This window comes from Streptomyces aurantiacus, from assembly GCF_001418335.1.
In the GTDB taxonomy this organism is placed as follows: domain Bacteria; phylum Actinomycetota; class Actinomycetes; order Streptomycetales; family Streptomycetaceae; genus Streptomyces; species Streptomyces aurantiacus.
The window spans coordinates 1-21329 of sequence record NZ_LIPP01000280.1 but is presented as its reverse complement, the minus strand read 5'-3'; the positions used below and the strand labels follow the sequence as shown (position 1 = coordinate 21329).

The window sequence follows — 21329 nt, the reverse complement described above, 5'->3', positions numbered from 1 at the left end:
CGCCCGTCGCCCACCACCCGTCCGCGACCCGAGGACTCCCATGCCCCGTCTCGCTCTCGCCGACGACTTCGTCGCGGATCTGATCTCGCTCCAGAGACCCGTCCAGAAAGAAGTCATCGACGCGATCCGGATGTTCCGCAGCCTGACCGTGCCTCAGCTCCACGCCAGCAAGGGAATGCATCTGGAGAAACTCGAAAGGGCACGCGACCCCCGGATCCGTACGATCCGGGTCACCAAGTCCTACCGGGGTGTTCTCCTCGCCCCGGACGACGGCAGCGAGTTGTTCACTCTGCTGCGAGTGGCTCCGCATGACGAGGCGATCAACTGGGCCTGCAAGCGCGCCTATTCGGTCAACGGCGCCACCGGGGGCCTGGAGGTCCGCAACGTCGAGGCACTCGAACAGATGGAGACCTACTTCGAGACGAAGGCGGTCGAGACCCCCGCCCGGCTCTTCGCGCACCACTCCGACACCGTGCTGCATGACCTCGGCATCGACGAGCAGGTCATGCGACTGGCACGGGTGTGTGTCACGGCCGACGACCTGACGGTCATGGCTCCCCCCATGATGCCCGCCGATCAGTACGAGGTCCTTGAGCTCCTGGCGGCCGGCTACTCGCCCCAGGAGGTCTGGGAGCAGCTGATCGCCTCGCGCGGACAGACGGTGCGCACGGCCCAGGACCGGCCGGCCGTCACGCTCAGCGAGGCGATCCTCAACACGTCCAACCGCATCGTGGAGGTCACCGGGCCCGGTGAGCTGGAGCGGATCCTCACCGAGGACTTCACGCGCTGGCGCGTCTTCCTGCACCCCGCCCAGCGCCGGTACGCCTACCACCCGGGCTTCAACGGACCGGCCCAGGTGACGGGCGGCCCCGGCACCGGCAAGACGGTCGTCGCCCTGCACCGGGTACGACACCTGCTGCGCACCGGACGCGAGGGCGACCGGATCCTGCTCACCACCTTCACCAACGCCATGGCAGCCGCCCTGCGGGACAGCCTGGCCCTCCTGCTCGGTGACACCGACGCGCATCTGCTCGACCGTGTCGAGGTCACGACGGTGGACTCGCTGGCAGCGCGGGTCATCCGGGAAGCGCGGGGCAGCTCGCCGAAACCGCTGTCAGCGGCAGCGGAGAAGAGCGCGTGGACCCGCGCCGCCACCCGCGAGGACCTGTCCGGGTCGGAACGCTTCCTGTCCCAGGAGTTCCGCAACGTCGTCCTGGCTCAAGGACTGCGGACGCCGGAGGAGTACCTGAGATGTGTGCGAAGGGGGCGCGGCACCCAGGTGGGACGGGTCCGACGGGCCCGGCTGTGGCGGGTCATGGAGCGGTTCTCCGCGGACCTGGCCTCGCGCGACTGCGCGACGTACACCGTGCTGTGCGACCAGGCCGCACGCATTCTGGCCGAGCGGGGGCCGCGCTACCGACACGTCGTGGTGGACGAGGCGCAGGACCTGCACCCGGCCCAGTGGCGCGTGCTGCGTGCCTGCGTGGCCGAGCAGGCCGACGACCTGTTCCTCGTCGGCGATCCCCATCAGCGCATCTACGACTCCCGGGTCTCGCTGCGCTCCTTGGGCGTCAATGTGCGCGGGCGTACGTCCCGGCTGCGCCTCAACTACCGCAGCACGGAGGAGATCCTGCGCTGGTCCGCGTCCCTCCTGGACGGTCAGCCGGTGGGCCGGCTCGGTGAGGACGACGACGATGACGGCGGCCGGGACTCGCTGCGGGGCTACCGTTCGGAGCTGCACGGCCGCATCCCGGTGGCTCAGGGTCACGGCAGCCAGGACGACGAACTGCGCGCGCTGGTGGAGCAGATCCGGGTCTGGGTCGGCCAGGACGGGGTCAAGCCGTCCGAGGTGGCGGTGTGCGCCCGGTTCAACACGCTGGTCGACGCGGTCATCGCCCGCCTGCGCCGGGAGGGCGTCCCCGCCGTCGCGGTCAAGGACGACCCGGGCCCCAGGGTGTCGGGTGTGCGCGTGGCGACGATGCACTCCATGAAGGGGCTGGAGTTCCGCTGCGTGGCCGTCGTGGGCGTGACGTCGAGCGTGCTGCCGTTCGCTCCGCAGGTGACGCCGGCCGACGAGGACCCCGTACAGCACCGTTCGGATCTGCTGGCCGAGCACTGCCTGCTCTTCGTGGCCGCCACGCGGGCGCGCGACGCGCTGGCGATCTCCTGGAGCGGTGAGCGCAGCCGCATGTTGGACCCCGTCACCGGCTGAGGCGCACCGGGGCCTGTCCCGCGGACCGAACGGTGGGGTCCACGGGACAGGGCTCGTCCGCCGTGGCGACGTGGCGACGTGGCCGCGATCAGACACGTATCTCCCGCACGACGACCGTGCGCGACTTCCCCCCGGACACGTCGTACGGGATTGCGCGCCCTGTCGGCTGCCAGGCGAGCGCATGTCCGAGCGGCGAGGACGGAGACACGATGTCCGCCTCCTCCGTGGGCAGTTCGGCAATCGTGTAGAGGGTGTCCTCGTCGATCTGACCGTCGAACTCCAGACGGAGCAGCGCGCCCGGGATCACGACGCCCGGAACAGTCCCTTCCCGCCCGACGCTGACGGCGTCGAGGAAGGTCCGCAGGAAGGCGAGTCGCTCGGTCCGTCGGTCGCGCTGCTCGGCCTGGGTCTTGCGGAGGAAGACCCGTTGGGCCGCGTCCCCTCCGACAAGGGTCTCGAAGGGAGCGTCGACCGCCACCTGCAGCTGCTGCACCTCACGCACCAGCCGCTGAAAGGCCGCGGCGGGGATCTCCCGGACCGGCAGGAGACCTGGCGCGATCGGCCCGGACGCCGCCGGCCCTGCAGAGCCCGCGGACCGTACGGCATACTCCGCCGACCCGCCCGAGACCGCCGACCGTGCGGCCGGTGCGGCCTTGGGCGCCGTTGCCCCAGCGGCCCGTGCGGAGGCGGTCCCGCTCTCCTCGGGCACGGTGCGCTGCTGTGCCGGAGCGGGTGTTGCCTGCTGGGCCGGTCCACGCAAGGACTCGCGCGGGTCCGTGGGCGCGGGCACAGGCCGGGGCGCAGCCAGGGGCACAGGCAGGGGCGCTGTCTCCGGGGCGATCGCGGTCCCGGTCGGGGCTTGCGCTCGCGCCGTGGCCCGGCTCCCCACCTCGTGGCTCGATGCGCCCATCCGCAGCTCCGGCGGCATACTTTCACCGGCCTCGGCCACGTGTCCCGCCACGACCACCTCATCGGTCGTCGCCGCGTCACCGGTCGGCTCCGCCCCGCCGCGCGCCGAGTCGTCCGCGGCTGCGGAGTCGTCGTCGGCTGCGCAGTCCGCCGGCCCCCGCCCGACCGGGTCGATGCCCAGCCGTGCCAGCTCGGCCCACAGCGGGGCCAGTGCCTGCTCACGGTCGAGATGGAAGCGGCTGCCCCGGATCCGGACGAACGTCCAGTCGACGCGTTCCAGGTCGCGCTGTCTGGCGGCCGCGGTGGAGGCGTCCTCGCCCTCGGCGAAGGCGTCCCCGTCGCAGGCGACCGCGAGCCGGCGCGTCCCGCCCTCGACGACCAGGTCGAGTGTGTGGCGGCCCACCCTGTATGCCGGACGAACCCGGTGACCCCGTGCCGTCAGTTCCAGGTACACCTTCTGCTGGAACAGGCTGTCGAACGCCTCGTGTCTGATGTCGGGCAGCACCTCGCCCTCGACCAGGACCGCGTCCTCCTCCGCGGGGCGGGTGAGGTGATCGAGCCAGCGCCTGCGCAGGTCGTTCTCGTGGAACTGTTCCGTCCGCGCGCTGTGGAACACCCACACCTGATCCTTGGCCCGGGATGCCGCCACGTTGATCCGCTGCTCGTAGGTCTTGCCGTTGAAGCCGCCCGGGACCGCTCCGGAGGCGGTGGTCGCGGAGTTGACGCAGGAGACGAACATGATGTGCCGCTCGTCGCCCTGGAAGTCCTCGGCGTCGCCGACCCGGATGCGGCGCTGCTCGCGCTGCTCGTAGTCGAGACGCTCGGCGAGCAGGTTCTCCAGCTCGGTCAGGTGCCCCTTGGCGGCGCGGAGGCTGACGACACCCATGGTCTTCCCGTCGTACGCGGGATCGGCGCAGCAGCGCACGACGGCGTCGACGAGGGCCTCGGCCTCGCGGGTGTTGGTCAGCCGGGCGTTGGTGCCCACGGCTTCGCCGCTCCCGACGTACACCGTGCGGACCGGGGGCAGCCGGTCGGCGCCGTACTGTCGCAGGGGCAGCAGGGCACGGTTGTAGCAGAGGTCGTTGGAGAAGGAGATGATCTCCGGCATACACCGGAAGTGCTCCTTGAGCATGAGCGTGCCGCGGCCCGTCGACAGGGCCTCCGTGAGGTCGAAGAAGCTGGAATCGGGGCCGAACAGGCTGCGGACCTCCGGTTCCAGCGAGGGGAGCAGCCGGTCGCGGAGGTGGAAGTACTCGTCCTGCTTGAGGCCGACGTTGGACGGACTGACCTGCTTGCTGTCGCCGACGACGACCATCCGGTCCGCGAGCCAGCTCAGCAGCATGGCCTCCAGCCCGGACTGACTCGCCTCGTCGACGATGACGACGTCGAACAGCCCCGGCCGGTCCATGGGTACGGTCTCGGCGACCTGGTGCAGGGGCATGATCCAGGCCGGTACCGCGGTCTGCGCCTTGCGCAGGGCGGCCTGTGCGTCGCGCCGGTAGCGGTGCTGGTACTTGCCCTTGATACGCCGGGCGGCCTGCTGGTAGGCGCTGAGTGCCCGGGACTGGTCGCCGGTGAGCAGGCCGAGGCAGCGGTGCCAGGCGCGGGCGGCGGCGAGCCGCGCGAGCATGATGCGGGCCTCGTCGTCGGCCTCCGTCAGCCGTCGGCGCAGGACACGTTCGGCCTCGGGATCGGTCAGCCGTTCCATGCGCTCGCGCCACGCGGACCAGGCCCAGGCCTCGGCGAGCGAGGGAAGCTCGGCGTCCCAGGTGTCGTCCGCGTGCGTGCCGGTGATCCGCTCGGCGAGGGCCGGGAACGCCTCGCGGACGTGAGCGAGGGCCACGTCCTGCTCGGCCCGCAGCCGGGCGGCGTCCCGTACCTCGGCCATCTCGTCGCTGAACGAGCGGTAGCCGCCCGGGTCCCGGTCGCGGACCGCGCCCAGCGCACGCACGACAGCCGGTGCGACACCGGCCCTGTCACCCCAGACACGCAGCAGTTCCTCGGTCTCCCCGACGACCTTGCGGGACTGTTCGGCCGCGCGCAGGGTGGTCGACGCGAGCAGCAGGGTGCGTACGGCGTTCTCGACGGACGGGTCGTGCCAGGCGGCGACCGCCAGTGCCGGGGAGGTCGCCGCGGCGGTCAGCACGTCCGTACGGGCGGCGCCGACGGCGAGCAGCGCGTCCAGCACCTCCGCGTCCTGCCGCAGCCGGGCCAGGCGCGGTCCGTGTCCCTGCCAGGCGGCGACGGGCGTGCCCCACTCGGACTCCACCTGGGCCAGGCGCAGTTCCAGCTGCACGCGGGCGAGGACGACGGCCGACGTCGGTACGTCCTGGGGCGCCCGTCCGTCGACCCGTACGGCCTCGGCGAAGGCGCCGGCCGTCTTCGCCAGCTTGGAGCGCGTACCGAGGGGCCCGCGCAGCTTCTGTCCCTGACCGAGGCCGTCGTGCAGCGCGGTCGCCTGGGCGAGCGCCGTGGCCGGGTCGTACTGCTCCAGGCCGCTGACCATGGCCGTGCTCAGGGCGGCTAGCAAGTTGTCGACGGCCGTCAGGGTTTCCGTGACGGCGGCCCGCCGGCTGCGTGCCTGCCAGTCCTGCCCCTCGCTCACCTGTCCCACGAGTGCCGCGGCCCAGTCACCGGCCGCGGCGGCGAGAGCCGTGGCGCGGGCGCGCGCGGCGGAGAAGGTGTCGAGCGCCGACGACAGCCGCCGCTGTTCGCTCTCGCCGAGACCCCGCACGGCCGTGTCGTACCGCGCGCAGAGCGGGTCCTGGCGCACGGCCGCGTGTGCTTCCTCGGCCGACCGTACGATGCGCACGGCCTCCTCGAAGTCGCCGGGGCCCGGCAGTTCGGAGGGTCCCGGCACCTCGGCCGCCAGTGCCTGGTGGTGCGGTGTGTACGCACGGGTGGTCTGCAGCAGGCGCAGGGCGTCATCGGCGCTCAGGGCGGGCTGTTCCTGCGGGACCGGGCCGAGCCAGCCGTACCGTCCCGCCTCCGCGGTGAGGCGCTCGGCGATCTCCTGCAGGCTGCCCCGGTAGTCGCCGATCTCCGCCTCGAAGCGGTGGGTTTCCCGTTCGCGCAGTACGGCGAGGTCGCGCAGCATGGCCGCCTGGGCGGCACGGGCTCGGGAAAGACGGGACTGGAGTGTACGGATGCCGTTCCGGGACGCCTTCTCGTCGTAGCCGGCGTACTCGGCGAGGATCCGCTGCACGGACGCCTCCAGCTCCCGCTGGGCGGCCGCGCCGTCCTCGGTGCGGCTCACGCACAGGTCGCGTACGGACTCCGGGAGCTTGTCCCGCAGTACGCGCAGGGCACGTGGGGTGTGGCTGGTGATGAGGACCCGCTTGCCCTGGGCGAGCAGGTCGGTGACCAGGTTCGCGATGGTGTGCGTCTTGCCGGTGCCGGGCGGGCCCTGGACGACGACGAGCCGGTTGGCACGCAGCCGTTCGGCGATCGTGCGCTGCTCCTCGTTGGCGGGCAGCGCGAAGTACATCTCGTCGCCGGCGCTGTTCCGCGCGGTACCGCCGTCCTGCGCCGCTCCAGCGTTCTCCGCCACTCCGTCGTCCTCCGCCGCCGCGAGGTCCGAAGCGGTCAGCGCGCCGTCGCGGCCCGATATGTAGCTGAGGAGTTCGGTGGGCGGCGTGCCCGCGTCGATCTGCCGGGCTATGGCTTTGAGGGCGTCCATGGTCGAGCGGCGGCTGCGCTCGCGCAGGACGAGCGCGGGGGTGAGCCCCACCTGCGGTACGTCGAGGCTGCGTGGCTTGGCGCGTTCGACGGTCGGCGCGTAACTTCCGGCGCTGTGCGCGGCATTGGCCCAGCTGCGCAGGGCGGTGTGTACGGCGTCGAGGTGTCCGGGGTCGGTCACGTCGGAGGCGTCCTCCAGCACCGCGACCATCGCCTCGCGCACGGCGCCCGGCACATGCTGGGCCCCTTCGAGCATGCCCTCTTCGAGCTCAAGGCCGACGCCGGTGGGGTCGGGGCCGGCGGTGAGCGTGCCGGTGGCGGGGTCGAGCTGGATGGTGGCCCGGTGCGTGACGAGGTGCCGTTCCACTCGCTGCCCGGTGCTCGTCTGCCAGGTCAGCCGGCCGAGACCGAGGACGAGTTCGTACGCCTCACCGAGGTTGGCGGTGTCCTCGTGCATCTTGTGCAGTCGGTCGTACAGCCTGACCGAGGGGTCGATCGCCCGGCGCCGGGCCGCCCAGGCGAGCCATTCCTGTTCCCAGGCTGCGTACAGCTTCTCGATGTTCTCCCGCTGGGGGTGTTCGTCCAGTTCCTGGTAGGTCTTGTCGAGCGGGATGCCCCGGGACCAGTCGGCGAACTCGGGGTCGACGCGCCGGCGCAGGTGCGGGGCGCGCGGCTCCTTGAAGTCGCGTATACGGCTCTCGTCCACCCAGGGCGCGAGCAGGGCCTTGAGGCGCGGCGCGTCCTCGCGTTCGGGGCGGGCGACAGTCAGCCAGGCCGGGTCGGCTCCCGCGAGAGTGCCGTCGGTCATCACCTCGACGCCGTCGTCATCCGGCAGTTCGTCGAACCACACGGTGCCGGCCGCCCCGTCGAGCGTACGCACGGGGGTCGTCCTGGACTCCTCGGCCTCGGCGAGGAACCGGAAGATCTGCCGGACGCGTGCGGTGTCCAGCTCGTCGGCGGAGACTTCCGGGGCCGGTGGCCGGGCGCTGCGACGCGCGGTGCCGACGGACCGGGCCGGAACGGCGCCGAGCCCGTCCGGTTCGACGACGGGCTGTCCACCTGCGACCGCGGCCCCGGACCCATGTCCGGCCCCGGCCCCGGACCCATGCCCGAGCCAGTTCGTGGGCTGTGGCGGGGCCTCGTCCGGGTCCTCGGACAACGACCGCTGCCGCTCACCGAGCGGTACGGACTGGTCGAACGCCATCGGTACGGGGCGCGCGCCGACCACACCGGTAACGGCGGCCGGCGCCGTGCTGAACGTGACGCTCTTCCGGTCGCCGGGGAAGCGAACCTCGATGTCCAGGTCACCGACGGTGCCGGCCGGAATGCTGTAGGCCCACGTGACGGAGGCCCTGCGCCCCGTGCGCAGAGTACCCCCAAGTCCGTCGTCGAGCACGTCACTTCGGTGATCCCGCACCTGTCGGCCCGTCTTGCCGTACGGCCCTCCCCGCACCAGCAGGGTGATGCCGTCGAGATCGACCGGCCGGCCGGTGCCGTTGCTCAGCGACAGGGTGCAGCGCACCAGATCGTCGCCCTGCCGGTAGCCGTGACCGGCCTCGGGGCCCTCCAGTGCATACGGCACGACGTCGCCCACCCGCACGTACAGGCCGTCGCCGTACTGGTAGACGGAACCGACCGGCCGCACACCGCCAATCGGATCGCGCTCGTCCTGACTCACACGCCCCACCCCACCGCTGCTGAGGGCCATCCGGTGGCCCGCCCAGTCATTCCGCGCCCGACACCCACGCGCTCGACCACCACGAGTTCGACCACAAGGCACCCCCCGGTGCGCGGACTCGTATGTGAACTGAGCACACATCGGGAGCGTAGCAGCAAACCCGGATGCCCACCCCACCACGGACAGCAGTGAGCACAGATCGCCACCGGTGAGCGATCCCCAACAAGGTCGACAGGCCTCAGCAAAGGATCAGAGCCCGACGCACGAACCGTGGAGCTGTTGACTTAGTTCACATCACACGCCAGGCTGTCACTGACACACCCCGAGAAAGGTAGAAGTGCCATGCACATGCAAGTGCTCGACGTGTCACCCCAGTTGGCGGCGCAGTGGCTCGCCCGCAACACCAGCAACAGGCCGCTCAGCAAGAGCACGGTGCAGCAGTTGGCCGGTCAGATCCAGCGCGGGGAATGGCAGCTGACGCACCAGGGCATCGCCTTCGACGAGGACGATGTCCTCATCGACGGACAGCACCGCCTGGCCGCCATCGTCAAGGCCGGCATCGCTGTGCCCCTGACCGTCACGCACGGCGTGCCTCGTGCGGCGTTCACCGTGATGGACACGGGTCGCAGACGCACCGGCCGGGACGCGCTGGCCCTCGCGGGGGAGGCCAACGCGACCCACCTGGCGGCCGCTCTGCGTGGGCTGCACCTGTACCGCAGCGCCCCCGACTCCGCTTGGAGCGGCGGCTCGTCGGTCACGAGCAACGACCAGCTCCTGAACCTGCTCGGCGAACACCCCGGCATCCGCACCGCCCTCCACCGCGGCATCGCACTGAACCGGGGGTGCCGCATCACCGTCACGGCGGCCACGATCGGCTGGTACGTCACCAGCGAGGCGCGGCCCGACATCGATCAGTCCGCCTGGGAGGAGGGGGTCGTCACCGGCGCCCGCCTGGAGCCGGGCGACCCGCGCCTGACGCTGCGCAACACGATGCTCAACCTCGCACTGGGCAGCGCGCACAGGCGTCGCGACGACTCACGCGAGCACCTGCTCTACTACCTCAAGGCGTGGAACGCGTGGGTCGAGGGCCGCACGATCAAACTGCTGCGCCGCTCCCCCAACGAGACGATGCCGCGCATCTCCCGCCGCTCGGCCCTGACATCGGCGGACAACAACACTGAAATGGCATAGGTTCGGCGGGTATCGGCCCCGTGGCCCGAGGCGCACCTGACGTGGACGGGCGTTCCCGGGCCGGTGCAGTCCTCAGTCCTGTGCAGTCGTGTGCACCTGGACAGGTAAGCCGTTGGAGAACGTCAAGGAAAGGGACGCACATGCGCGCCCAGGAGATCACCTTCCTCAAGCTCGTCCAAGGGGACAAGCAGTTCCAAGTGCCGCTCTACCAGCGCACTTACAGCTGGGGCGGGGATCAGCTGAAACGGCTCTGGGAGGACATCAGTGAGCTCGTCGACCAGCATCTGGCCGGCGAGCCGACGGCGCCGCACTTCCTCGGTTCGGTGGTGCTCGCGCCCGGTCAGATCCAGGCGGGCGGCGTGCAGAGATGGCTGGTGGTGGACGGCCAACAACGGCTGACCACATTGATGTTGGCCTTCACCGCGTTGCGCGATCATCTCAAGGAGACGGGTGACGTGCGCGGAGTGGACCGGGTACACCGTCAGACGCTGGTCAACGAGTTCCACGAGGGTGTGGACCACTACCGGCTGTTGCCCACACAGGCGGACCGGGAAGCGTACATCTCCTGCGTCCAGTCCCGGGCGGAGGCCGGCGGAGGCGACAACGTGGGGAGTGCCTACCGCTTCTTCCGCGGTGCGCTGGCCGAGGGCCACGAGTCGGGCGACGAGCGCTGGACCACCACGGTCGAAACGGTACTCAAGGACCTGCTCTCCATCGTGGAGATCACCGCCGAGCCGGGCGACAACGTGTACCGGATCTTCGAGTCGATCAACAACACGGGGGTCGGGCTCAGCCAGAGCGACCTGCTGCGCAACCACGTGTTCATGCTCCTGCCCAAGCGAGGCGAGCGGATCTACGAGGAACTGTGGCTGCCCATGCAGCAGAGTCTGGGCCCGAAGAACCTCGAACTGCTGGTGTGGCTCGATCTCGTCGTGCGTGGCCACTACAAGACCAAGCAGAGTGAGATCTACCGCGAGCAGCAGAAACGGCTGCAACCACTGGCCGGCGACGAGGACGCGCTGCAACGCGAGATCGAGCAACTGGCCCAGCGTGCACGGCGATTTCTGCGGATCATCGATCCCGCACGTGAGCGGTCACCCGCCCTTCGCGCGGTCCTGGAACGGCTAACCGCCTGGGGTGGCCAGACCCACTACCCGCTCGCACTGCACCTGCTGGACCTTCTCGACGCCGGGAGGACCACACCGGAGGACGCGGCCCAGGCGCTGGGATACGTCGAGTCCTATCTGGTACGGCGCTTGATCTGTCAGACGCCGACAACCAACCTCAATCGGATCTTCATGGAGGCGCCGAAGGAGCTGGAGACCGACCGACCGGCTGCCGAGGCGGTGAGACGATTCCTGTCCGGCCGACGCCGGCGTTGGCCGAGCGACGAGGAGCTGCGCGAGGCCATCCGCACCAAGCCCTTCTACTGGTCGGGGCGACCTCCACAACGCAGTTACATTTTGCGTCGCCTGGAGGAGAGCTATCGCGCCTCCGAGCCCGTGGACTTCGCCAAGGCGTCCCTCACCGTGGAGCACGTCCTGCCGCAGAACCCCGCTCCGGCGTGGTTCGACCTGCTCGCCGAGGAGACGGAACCGCACCAGACACCGCAGGAACTACGCGACCTGCTGGTGCACACGCTCGGCAACCTCACCCTGAGCGGCGACAATGCCAAGCTCTCCAATCACCCGTTCGAGCGCAAGCAACAAATTCTCGACGCGAGCGCCCTTCGGATGAACCTGGAGATCGCCTCGGAACAGCGTTGGGGCAAGGCCGAGATCGTGGACCGTGGCGGTCGTCTGGCCGACCGCGCCGTGGAACTGTGGCCTGGCCCGATCGGTGGGGTCAAACCGACGGGCGAGGCCTCCCCCGGCTGGGCCGAGCTGCGCGCCGCGCTGGTGGTCATGCCGAGCGGAACCTGGACGACGTACGGCGACGTCGCCGAGCTGATCGGCAGCCACCCGGTGCCCGTCGGCGTCTATCTGGGCTCCAATCCGACCGTGCTCGGCGCCTATCGTGTGCTCACGGTGGAGGGCAGGGTCTCTCCGTCCTTCCGCTGGGCGGAGGGCAGTGATCGACCGCCGCCGCAGGAGCTGTTGAAGAGCGAGGGTGTGCGCTTCGACTCCTTGGGGCGGGCCCACTCTTCCCAGCGCCTGTCGGCCGCTGAACTGGCCACCCTGCTGGGTAAGGACGTGACGCAGCCTGCCGCGCACGACCCGCTTCCCGAGGGGGAGGACGAGGTGGCGGCCGAGCGATTCCGTACGCAGCTGCGGGAGAACTGGCCCGACGCGTACGCCGACGTCGAGGCAGCCCTCGACTTCTGGCGCCGCCAAGGCGGCCATGTCACCTACGGCCGCCATGAGGAGACGACCTGCTTCCCCATGCTGGACCTTGGAACCAGCCGTCGGCCGCACCTGATGTGGCCGGTCGGGATTTATCCCGTCAGCGGGACGGTCGAGGTGGTCTTCCAGTACCTCAAGACGCGTAGCCCGTTCGACGACACGGAGCAGCGCCGGGAACTCCTGAACCGCCTGAACAAGATCGACGGCATCGACCTGCCCGAGGCGAAGCTGGAGCTGCGTCCGTCCTTCCCGCTGAGCGTGTTCGCACGGCACGGCGACGAGATCTGCGAGGTGCTGGACTGGTTCGTGGGGGTGGCGGCGCTGGATCTGGCGCGGCGGGGCTGAGGACGAGCGAGCAACGAAAAGGAGGCGGTGACGCAACATGCGTTCCCTGAACGGACTTACGCTGAAACGTCATAAGGATCTGGTGACGGGCAAGGCCGGGAGGACCTGTTCCGGTGTGGCATCCGTGGCTACGGCGGTGGAATGGGAGTTACATCTCCCTGACCGTCGTCCCTCACTCACCGTGCACGACAATCGGTGGGAGAACGGTGAGCGAGACCTGGTCCTGTACAAGCCCGATGTCGTGCCCGAGATGCCGGCCGCCCTGTCCGATACCCACAACCGGCTACGGTCGGGCATCACGGTCGGCCGGCGGAGCGGCGAAGAGCGTCTGATGGTGTATCCCACCTACGTCGACGAGAACGAGAGACCGCGGATCAGGAAGTCATTCACCACGGCGGACCTCGTCCACGCTCTGGGACCGAATCACTTGAGAAAGCTGACCGCACGCCGGGGAGTCACACTGGATCAGGGGCTCGATCGACCGCATCTACGCTTTCCGCCAGTGGAGCTGGACGATCCGCAGGACGAACGACGGCTTCAACATGCCCTCTTCTTTCCGACAGAGGACGACGAGAGTCCGCTGCTCGCCTTCATCCACTTCCGGGTCGTACCTGTTCTGAGTCACATCGGTTGGCTGGCTCCTGAAACCGGTTGAGGTGCGATGCGCACACGCCAATGTGCAGGCGCGGAAGCTGGCGCACCCTGGCGCCGGTCTCCGCCTGGGTGCGCCAGGGAAAGCGGCCCAGGCGCCCGGGTACAGGAAGGTTCGATGGGTCCGCTTTCCCGACGATCCGTCGGGACCACGGCCACCACTCGGAACGACTGCCCGGCCCGAGTGACTGGTCCAGCCCGTGGCCGAGGTTGACCCTCGACCTTGTCGAGGGATCAGAGTTCCGGGTGTGGAGAACGAGATGCGCAGTATCGGGGAGATGGCCCGAGACGGCGGACTGAGCGCGAGCGCGCTGCGGTTCTACGACCGGGCCGGTGTGCTGGTCCCCGCTTGGGTGGACCCGGTCAGCGGATATCGCTGGTATGAGCCGGAGCAGTTGGAGGAGGCCCGGTTGCTGGCCCGGCTGCGTCGGGCGGGCATGCCGTTGGCGGACATCCGGCTCGTGCTGGCCGGCTGGTCCAGCGCGGACCCCGGCCTCGTCCGGACGTTGCTCAGGGCACATCTGCGGCGCCTCGAAGAAGGGCTGTCCGATGCCCGCAGAGAGTTCTCCGCACTCCGAGCCCTACTCGATCACAGGGAGAACGCCATGACCTCACTCCGTACCGCCGCCGTCCGGTTGTCCGTCCCCGCAGCGGAGTTGGCCGCCGCCCTGGACGCGGTCCGCTTCGCGGCGAGTGCCGATCCCGGTCTGCCGATGCTCGGCGGTGTCCTGTTCGACATCGAGGGCGAGCACCTCGATGTCGTGGCCACTGACCGCTATCGGCTGGCTGTCGCGCGGTCCGGTGCCGCCGGGCACGAGGGACAGCGCGAACAGGTCGTCGTACCCGCCCCGCTCGCCGACGCGATGCGAGCGCTGATCGACAGCGAGGGCCCCGTACTGCTCTCGGTAGACGGTGACCGCGTGACGCTGGAGGCCGGGGACCGGCAGGCGGCAGGTCGGTGCCTCGACCACGACTTCCCCGACTACCGACGTCTCCTCCCTCTTGCCGACCGGCGCCGGGCCCTGGTCGAGGTGGCGGCGTTGCGGAAGGCACTGATCACCGGTTCTGTCCGTTCCGGCGAGTCCGGCGAGTCCGGCGCCCAGGTTCTCAGCGTGCTCAGGGTGGAGGACGGCGGCACAGTGACCATCTGCGCGGATGGCGACGACAACCCGGAGCGTGTCGCCGTGAACCGCGAATTCCTGTTGGACTCGCTGACGGCGGGAGCCCGGGACCAGCTGATTCTGGAAATCGGCGTCCCCACGGCACCGGTCGCGATCCGCCGACCCGACGACGAGAACACTTTCTCGATCCTGATGCCGGTACGCCTGGAGGACTGACGGTATGTCCGCCGGGACGACCGACCGCGACGGGAAACGGCGAAGGCAGAACCTACATGCATTAGCAACTGACCCTCACCGGAAAGGTGCGACCGGGCTGCGCGCGTGAGTGACGGCCGGCGCTCGCTCAGCCCTTCTCGTCGCGTTCCCCCTCGTCCCCGCGCCGACGGCGCACTCTCTCGGCGATCCCGCTGGAGAGCTTGTCCTTCACCGTGCCCGCCCGGTCGAGGGTCTCGTTGCCCAGGATCCTGGCCGCGCCGACGCCCTTTGCGCCTGTCTCCAGTGCCTTGTCCCTCACCTCCGCGGCCGCATCCGCCCATCGTCTCGCCTCCGACGACCGGCGACCGGACTCGATCCCGATCCGCTCATGGAAGTCATGGACGCCGGTGGTGACACGGTTGCTCGACAGGACCGCGGCCGGGGACCTGGCCGGATGCAGCAACACCTTCGCGTTGGCCGTGCCGACAGCCGTGTCCATGCGTGCCAGCAGGCGCTCGGTGCTCCGCGCGATGTGTTTCATCCGGTCGTGCCGGGCGGCCTTCAGCCCGAGGCGATGTGCGTCCAACTCCTCCGGAGACGCATCCAGCACCCGGTCGAGTTCGAGCACGGCGATCGCGTCCTGCAACTGGAAGCAGCGCGCCAGCACAGCGAGCCACTCCCGAACAGCGGACTCGGCTTCCTTGGCCGTCGCGGCGATGTCACCGATTTTGTTCTTGCTCTCGAACTTGACTGCGACAGCGTCGAGTTGACTCAATGCGTACGCCTGCGTCTCCGCGATCGTCGCCGGCGCGGTCTGTACTTTCGACCACGAGATCTCGTCGACCCTGCCCCTCTTCTCCCGGATGGTCATGGCTTCCTCGATGACGAAGCCCACTCCGATCATGCGGGCCAGCGCAGTGTCCTTCTGGGCGCGCAGTACGTCGTCGACCTTCTCGTCGATCCCGGCGAGGTAGTCGGTGATCTCGCCCATGGTCTGCTGCATCGCGAGCTGCGCCATGATTCCCGCGACACCGGCAAGAGCCGCAGGGTTGGACAGGAACGACCGGGGTGCTTTCGCGATTTCCACGAATCCCCTGATCTGGCCTTTGGGCCCTCTCAGCACACCTGTACTGCAACCCGTCTTCAGGCTCTCCCTCAACCCGTACTTCTTGATGAGCGCTGCCGACTTCGGGGTCAGTTTCACCCAGCGACCGGAGTTGGCGGCGATCTCCGAACCTGCTTGGGCGATGGCGGCCCCGGTACCCAAAAGGGACTTCAGACGTTGCGGTCCGAGGTCTTTCGCCGACAGCCCTTCCGAGACGAAGAAGCGGTCGACATCCGCCGCGTTCCCGATGACCGCCAGTCCGTCACCGTCACTGATCAGCTGTATTTCGTTGTCCATCGTCCGCTCCTGGCATGGCATTTCGCGATTGGGTGGTCGGACCGCGGAGGGCGGGCGACGGTCGATCTCCACAAGTATGCGATTCATGCACTTAGTTCACAAGGGAAGGTGTCTATACGCGGCATTCGGACCACGCCCGTGTGCCTGATGGACGTCTTCACGGATACACGGCTACGGCGGAGGCGAGCCTGAGGCCGCCAGGGTGGCTCTGGACACCACCTGGCCGTCGGCGTTCGTGGTGAGAGTGGCGTCCACGTCCACCCACTTGCCGCCCCGCCGCATCCGCGCTGGTCGGTGGGTACGAGCATGACCTCAGTATGGACCGCACCTCATGCCCCATTGCTCCCACACAAGGGGGCGATGAGGCGATACGGAACACCAGAACACGAAGGCAGTCACCCATGACAACGATGCTCGCCGGAGATTCCGTCCCCGACCGTGTGGACGTACTCACCCAAGCCGTACCCTTCGACCGGTCTCGTTGGCTCCCTCTCCTGCCGAACCACGACTGGTGGCCCACAGAACTCGACGAGTGCCCAAAAGTGGCCGGCCGCCACAGAGTCGACCGCCGCACGGTCTTCGACATCTCGCACCGCTCCGGTACCACCGAGGGCCGACGGCACCTTCTGACTGCCGCCCTCGTCTGGGGCACCGGAACCAAAGCGCAGTCGGTCGCGCGTCGCGCACGCGTCTTCGCAGAGTCGTCCCCCCAGGGCATCGATACCCGCCTGGAGACCGTGCTCGGCATACTGCGGGAGAAGGGAGCCGTCGATGCGTACTACGCCTTCAACAACAGTCAGCGGATCCGGTTCCTGGGTCCTGCTTTCTTCACGAAGGTGCTGTACTTCGCCGGTCACGATCAGCCCACGGGACCGTGGCGACCTCTCATCCTGGACAGGTTCGTCGCGCGTTCGCTGAGGTCGATCGACACGGACGCGAAGTGGCCCGGGGGCGGCTGGAGAACGCCGCACTACAGCCGGTTTCTGTCCCTGGCTCACACCTGTGCGCAGGAGGCGGATGTCCTGCCGGACCAGATCGAAGCCGCACTGTTCGTCCGCGGCAAGCTGCTGCCCTGACGTGCCCGGAAGTCCGATGGAAGAGAGACCCCCGCCAAGTGGCCGACGCAGCGGGGGCCCCGGGCCGCCTGCAGTCACTTGCAGAAGGTGGTCTTCACGATGTCCACGATCTGTACGGCCTGTTCGGAGCTCAGATCGGGCACGTTGCCGCCTTCGAACCGCAGCTCCGCGGTTTTCGCGTGATTCCTTCTACGAGGGGAGGTTCGGGTTGAGCCAGACCGCGACCCCACCGTGGTGGGAGCAGGTGCCCCGACGGTGCGCGGAGTAGCTGTAGCTGCCGTCGTTGCACTGTGCGGAGGCACCAGCCGGTGCTTGCGGCGAGTCGTCGGAACCGCTGCCGCTGCCGCCAGAACTGCTGTCGTCGGAATCGCTACCGCCGGAGTCGCTGTCGTCCGATTCGGAGTTGTCGGAAGTGCTGCCTGAATCGTCGGAGTAACTGTCGTCCTCGCTGTCGGCCCCCGAGGTCGGGGATTCGTCCGCGTAGGTGTCTTCGGTGGAGTCGTCGACCGGATCGGACGGTTCGTCGCCTCCCGCCGTCGGGTCGTCGCAGCTTTCGCCTTCGCTGACATCCACCGTGTCGAACGTGAGGGCCTCGTCGGCGCTGACCGTCTCCCCCGCGCCGGGTGTCTGCGAGCAGACTTCCCAGTTGCGGTCCCAGAGTTGCTGTCGCCCCTGTCCGGTGGCATCGGTGGAGCGCAAGCTGTACAGACCATCGGCCTGAGCCGCGTCCTGCGCCTCTTGAAGGCCCATTCCGACATAGTCGCTGAGCGTTACGCTCTCGGTCGTGTCGTCGACCACGGAGGACGAGGACGAGGACGAGCTGGAGGACGAATCGTCGTCACCGTCGTCGATCAACGCGCTGCATCCGCCGATGAGAAGAAGCGCGGCCATGATGATCCCGCAACCTACCCTGGCATTTTTCTTGTCCTCAAGAGTACGCGCTGGTCTTCTGTTCCGAGCCATGTAGGCCCCCCTTTTTTAGTGACGCACGCTCCCCTGCGTGCACCGATCCGTCCCCGGTCGTAAACCGGCACGCAGCCCGAAACCGGAAGGACAGAAGTAATGCTGTGGCCGCTTGACACGAACCTTGTCGCTTACCGGGCAAGCGATACCTGCCCGCTACGGAGTCGACTCTGAAAGCGGCTCCGGCGATGGCGCGTTACTCGCTCGCAAGCCGTCAGGATCGGTAGCCGGCGGCACCGAGCCGGATCACGGCCGTCCGCACGAAACGGTGGTCATAGATGGAAACTCGCTGTGAAGCGTCTGGACGGACCCCCGGCCCTGGCGGCCGACTGGCGACAGCAGCTCGGCCAGTATGCAGGTTGTGCACTGAGTTCACAATAGAATCTCAGCAACTCATGCGTCCGCTTCTCGTTTGGGACGCGCCCCCTCCCCTTCATACGCAGGCCCGCGCATGAAGGGGACAAGGTCAGTTCTTCTCTCGCGCCGACCGCTTCGCGGCAGCGGTCTTCTTCATGTCCGCCGTCCTCTTGGCGCGCCGACTCTGCCTTGGTTTCGGCTTCAGTGTGTCTGCCCGGCTGGCCGGCCGGCGGCGGGTGGTTGTCATCTCCACGACCAACTGAGTGCGCTGCGGTTCCGGCAACCTCGTCTGCGCCTCCTTGGCCCGCGCGATGAGGGCTGCGGCCGGCCGATTCGCCGGAGCGTTTCCGGCCGGCCGGACACCACTGGGCGTGTGCGAGCCTGCCGAACTGGAAGCGCACATGCTGCCTGGCTGCGCCCACCCGGAAATCGACCGCGTCCCCGGGACCGGTCCCGAAGTCACGCGAAGTGGTCTGCCCCTTCAGCCTGTTGCGTCCGCCCCATGCGGCAAGGTAATCCCCGATGAAGAGGTGATCCGCGCCGGCCGCGCCGGTGGCTGTCCGGTGGCAGGAGGTGTGGGGCCGGTGAGCGAGGTGGCAGACCTTGTCGCGGTACAGGCGGTCCGACAACTCGTTGCCGCAACCGCCGAGTTAGGTGCCGCACCAGTAGGTGTGGGCGGGGTGAAGACGTCGCCAGCGGGTCAGTTCGTCCGCGTCCGTCGGCAGGATGATCACACGTCCGGAGTTCCGGCCCCCGATCACCGCGGTCTGCACGAGTCTGTCGTCCAAGCGTTCATACGTTCCCCAGGAGCCACACGCGCCTGCCGAAAGGGCGGACGACGGCTGATCAGCATCAGTATCTGATTCATGCACTCAGTTCACAAGTGTGTACGTCCAGTTCGAGCGTTCGGACCACACGTAGGCGCGCGGTGGCATAGGTTCGGCGGTCGTCGGGTTACGAGGCGGGGAGGGCACATGCAGAAAGGCACGCTGGAGTACGAGCAGGCGCTGGACGCCGTGATCGAGATCCTGCGTTCGCGGGCACGCGAGGGCGCGACGCTTGTCCGGTACGGCGATCTGAGCAGTCAACTGGCGCGACTCGGCCATCAAGTCCCCGCCTACGAGGGCCCCATGCCCTATCTCCTGGAAGACGCCTCCGTCCGAGAGAGCCCAGACGGATCGCTGCCCCTCTTGTCGGCGCTCGTGGTGCTCAAGGACAGTGGCTGGCCGTCCAGTGGCTTCTTCAAACTCGCCCGTCGCGCACCGTACAAGCGGCCGGGCGACGACATGGTGCTCTGGACCAGGGAGTTGAAGAGGCTGACGGAGCACTACGCCGATCACTGATCGTCTCGTCTCCTTCGCCGACGGGGCCACGGCTTTCGCCGAGCCCACCCCGGACGAGGCGAGCGTCACGAGCCCCTAGTGCGGAAGTACACCTCCGCCCAGCCGGTCTTCGTGTGCGTGTCTCGGACCGCGCATCCCCAACGGGCGACGCCCGCCCGGACGAGGAACAATCCGCGGTCCGATGTCTCCTCGGTGGGGCCTGGCGTCACAGCCGGTCGCAGGCACTCGGGACAGGTGTCCGCCACTCGACGCGGAAGCGATGGAGAAGGAAGGACGCGCGTCGAGGTCAGGGCACCTCGTGCCGTACAAGTGCCCTCGCGAAGGGCTCACCGCTACGCCGGGCGTACGTTATCCGCTCGCGGACTTCGCTCAGGGTCCGAGGGCGGTAACCCGGCCCGCCGCAGCAGCTCTTGTGAAAGCGAACGCCCGCGTGCAGCAGCACAGACAGCGTCCGCCAGCCAGCTGTGTCGCGGCGCCGGGGTGCGGCGAAGGCCGAGCCCACGTGGACCAGCGACCCCGCGCAGCGGGGACAGATCCGCTGCCTGTCCCTGTCGTAGGGCTGCTTGTACGAGGCCCGGCAGGGCAGGCAGACGTACGAGGTCTTCGCGTGGGCCATGGTGGCAGGATAGGCGTCGGCTGGGCGGAACTCGAAGGGATTTCGGTTCCGGGCCGGTCTCGGTCGCCCCCTGAGCAGTTGCCGAAGGGGGCGACCCAGTGCGCGCCCCTTCCCGTAGTCCTTGCCTCTGACGGTCGAAGCCGACCAACCGCAGGCGGATCGACTGAGAAGAGGTGAGCAGCAGCCCGTGGTGCAGGAACCCCCGGTTGCCACCTCGCCTCGGGGCGGGCCGACCGTTGCCGGTCTCCTTCTCGCCTCCGTTGCGGCGTCTCGGGCCTGGCCCGTCCCGGACGAGGCGGAGGTATCACGAGCGCGCGGTGCGGAAGTGCACCTCCGCCCAGACGGTCTTCGTGTACGCGTCTTGGGTCGTGCATCCCCAACGGTCGGCGTAGGCCTGGACGAGGAGCAGTCCGCGGCCCGACGTCTCCTCGGTAGGCCCCGCCGTCGCGGCCGGTGGCGGGCACTCTGGACGCGTGTCCGTCACCTCGATGCGGAAGCCGTGGGGAAGGAGGAGCAGCGCGAGCCGGAAGTCCCGGCCGGGGAGGCTGCCGTGGCGGACGGCGTTCGACGCCACCTCCGCCGTGACGAGTTCCACGGAACGGGCGGGGCCGGAGTCGTGCGGGTAGCCCGTCCACTCGGTGAACAGCTGGACAGCGAGTTGGCGGGCGAGGCGGGCGCCTCGTCTCGTACTGCTGAAACGCAGGGTCAGTTGGCGGGCCGGAGTGTGGGGCGGCTTCGCCTCGTTGGTGAGCTGATCTTGGGTCACGGTGTCAGCGTGATGGGGCGACTGCCCCGCTGAACAGGGATGACGGCCGTACGTCACCTCGGTCGTACGGTACGGGAGACTGGCTGCGGCGTCGGTTGTACGGGTCCTGTACGGGAGTTGTACGGGTCCGGCGCGTGACCTGGTTCCCTCACGTCGCGTTGGACATGGACCGGTGGCTCGCGCGGCCGTGTGCGGGGTGCGGAGGCAGTACGGAAGGACGTGGTGACTGTGAGGGCGGCACGGGACGTACGGGACACGCGAACGGGGCGGCGCACAGCGAAGCTTAAGGACGAGGGGCCGGACCTGCCAGGGGCATGGTCGGCGTACGGCGTACTGCTCCAACACCTGCGCAAACGGGCCGCGTTGAACCAGCAGCAACTCGGGGACGCGATTGGCTACTCGCTGGAGCAGGTGGCATCGGTGGAGCAGGGACGGCGACCGGCGAAGGTGGCGTTCACTGTGGCGGCGGAGCGGGTGTTGGGGG

At 68.9% G+C, this 21329-nt stretch carries 14 protein-coding genes; 8 read left to right on the top strand and 6 right to left on the bottom strand.

The window, feature by feature from the left end; all coding sequences use genetic code 11:
* Positions 1-40 precede the first annotated feature (40 nt).
* Entirely contained in the window at positions 41-2212 is a 2172-nt protein-coding gene (locus tag AOK01_RS31090) for a UvrD-helicase domain-containing protein (RefSeq protein ID WP_055517509.1), read from the top strand.
* A gap of 88 nt (positions 2213-2300) precedes the next feature.
* Here AOK01_RS31090 and AOK01_RS31085 read toward each other — a convergent pair whose 3' ends face one another.
* A complete protein-coding gene (locus AOK01_RS31085) occupies positions 2301-8477 on the bottom strand; it encodes an AAA domain-containing protein (RefSeq protein ID WP_055517521.1) in 6177 nt (2058 codons plus the stop codon).
* A 342-nt stretch (positions 8478-8819) separates the two neighbouring features.
* Here AOK01_RS31085 and AOK01_RS31080 point away from each other — a divergent pair, with 342 nt between their 5' ends.
* From AOK01_RS31080 to AOK01_RS31065, 4 genes are all read left to right on the top strand, one after another.
* A complete protein-coding gene (locus AOK01_RS31080; RefSeq protein ID WP_055517507.1) occupies positions 8820-9668 on the top strand; it encodes a hypothetical protein in 849 nt (282 codons plus the stop codon).
* Positions 9669-9808: 140 nt separating this feature from the next.
* Positions 9809-12355 (top strand): GmrSD restriction endonuclease domain-containing protein, encoded by a 2547-nt coding sequence (locus AOK01_RS31075; protein WP_055517505.1) that lies wholly within the window; start codon positions 9809-9811, stop codon positions 12353-12355.
* A 37-nt stretch (positions 12356-12392) separates the two neighbouring features.
* On the top strand, positions 12393-13010 hold the full coding sequence (locus tag AOK01_RS31070) for a hypothetical protein (RefSeq protein WP_055517503.1): 618 nt from the start codon (positions 12393-12395) through the stop codon (positions 13008-13010).
* 256 nt (positions 13011-13266) lie between these two features.
* A complete protein-coding gene (locus AOK01_RS31065; protein WP_079103904.1) occupies positions 13267-14343 on the top strand; it encodes a DNA polymerase III subunit beta family protein in 1077 nt (358 codons plus the stop codon).
* A gap of 127 nt (positions 14344-14470) precedes the next feature.
* On the opposite strand, the gene AOK01_RS31060 is transcribed toward AOK01_RS31065, so the two are convergent.
* Positions 14471-15724, bottom strand: a complete 1254-nt coding sequence (locus tag AOK01_RS31060; protein ID WP_055517499.1) for a hypothetical protein — start codon at positions 15722-15724, stop codon at positions 14471-14473.
* A gap of 401 nt (positions 15725-16125) precedes the next feature.
* Between AOK01_RS31060 and AOK01_RS31055 the strand changes: the two genes are divergently transcribed.
* On the top strand, positions 16126-16800 hold the full coding sequence (locus tag AOK01_RS31055) for an 8-oxoguanine DNA glycosylase OGG fold protein (protein WP_157871551.1): 675 nt from the start codon (positions 16126-16128) through the stop codon (positions 16798-16800).
* A 189-nt stretch (positions 16801-16989) separates the two neighbouring features.
* On the opposite strand, the gene AOK01_RS31050 is transcribed toward AOK01_RS31055, so the two are convergent.
* Positions 16990-17691 (bottom strand): DUF3761 domain-containing protein, encoded by a 702-nt coding sequence (locus AOK01_RS31050; protein ID WP_055517496.1) that lies wholly within the window; start codon positions 17689-17691, stop codon positions 16990-16992.
* A gap of 1079 nt (positions 17692-18770) precedes the next feature.
* Complete coding sequence (locus AOK01_RS45515) at positions 18771-18908, bottom strand: hypothetical protein (protein WP_245702491.1); 138 nt, start codon at positions 18906-18908, stop codon at positions 18771-18773.
* A 186-nt stretch (positions 18909-19094) separates the two neighbouring features.
* Between AOK01_RS45515 and AOK01_RS31045 the strand changes: the two genes are divergently transcribed.
* Positions 19095-19463 (top strand): hypothetical protein, encoded by a 369-nt coding sequence (locus AOK01_RS31045; protein WP_055517495.1) that lies wholly within the window; start codon positions 19095-19097, stop codon positions 19461-19463.
* A 286-nt stretch (positions 19464-19749) separates the two neighbouring features.
* Here AOK01_RS31045 and AOK01_RS41840 read toward each other — a convergent pair whose 3' ends face one another.
* Both AOK01_RS41840 and AOK01_RS31040 read right to left on the bottom strand, forming a co-directional pair.
* Positions 19750-20079: a deoxyxylulose-5-phosphate synthase gene (locus AOK01_RS41840; RefSeq protein ID WP_079103903.1), complete on the bottom strand. Its 330-nt coding sequence runs from the start codon at positions 20077-20079 to the stop codon at positions 19750-19752.
* A 304-nt stretch (positions 20080-20383) separates the two neighbouring features.
* On the bottom strand, positions 20384-20845 hold the full coding sequence (locus tag AOK01_RS31040) for an ATP-binding protein (protein ID WP_213862177.1): 462 nt from the start codon (positions 20843-20845) through the stop codon (positions 20384-20386).
* A gap of 219 nt (positions 20846-21064) precedes the next feature.
* Between AOK01_RS31040 and AOK01_RS31035 the strand changes: the two genes are divergently transcribed.
* The coding region (locus tag AOK01_RS31035) for a helix-turn-helix domain-containing protein (RefSeq protein WP_425424772.1) at positions 21065-21329 on the top strand (265 nt) is incomplete at its 3' end.

Excerpts from the sequence above, each read along its gene's own strand:
- AOK01_RS31080 (WP_055517507.1), top strand. The coding sequence starts at position 8,820 with ATGCACATGCAAGTGCTCGACGTGTCACCCCAGTTGGCGGCGCAGTGG.
- AOK01_RS41840 (WP_079103903.1), bottom strand. The coding sequence starts at position 20,079 with ATGGCCCACGCGAAGACCTCGTACGTCTGCCTGCCCTGCCGGGCCTCG.
- AOK01_RS31070 (WP_055517503.1), top strand. The coding sequence starts at position 12,393 with ATGCGTTCCCTGAACGGACTTACGCTGAAACGTCATAAGGATCTGGTG.
- AOK01_RS31055 (WP_157871551.1), top strand. The coding sequence starts at position 16,126 with ATGACAACGATGCTCGCCGGAGATTCCGTCCCCGACCGTGTGGACGTA.
- AOK01_RS31050 (WP_055517496.1), bottom strand. The coding sequence starts at position 17,691 with ATGGCCGCGCTTCTTCTCATCGGCGGATGCAGCGCGTTGATCGACGAC.
- AOK01_RS31045 (WP_055517495.1), top strand. The coding sequence starts at position 19,095 with ATGCAGAAAGGCACGCTGGAGTACGAGCAGGCGCTGGACGCCGTGATC.
- AOK01_RS31065 (WP_079103904.1), top strand. The coding sequence starts at position 13,267 with ATGCGCAGTATCGGGGAGATGGCCCGAGACGGCGGACTGAGCGCGAGC.
- AOK01_RS31075 (WP_055517505.1), top strand. The coding sequence starts at position 9,809 with ATGCGCGCCCAGGAGATCACCTTCCTCAAGCTCGTCCAAGGGGACAAG.
- AOK01_RS31090 (WP_055517509.1), top strand. The coding sequence starts at position 41 with ATGCCCCGTCTCGCTCTCGCCGACGACTTCGTCGCGGATCTGATCTCG.
- AOK01_RS31060 (WP_055517499.1), bottom strand. The coding sequence starts at position 15,724 with ATGGACAACGAAATACAGCTGATCAGTGACGGTGACGGACTGGCGGTC.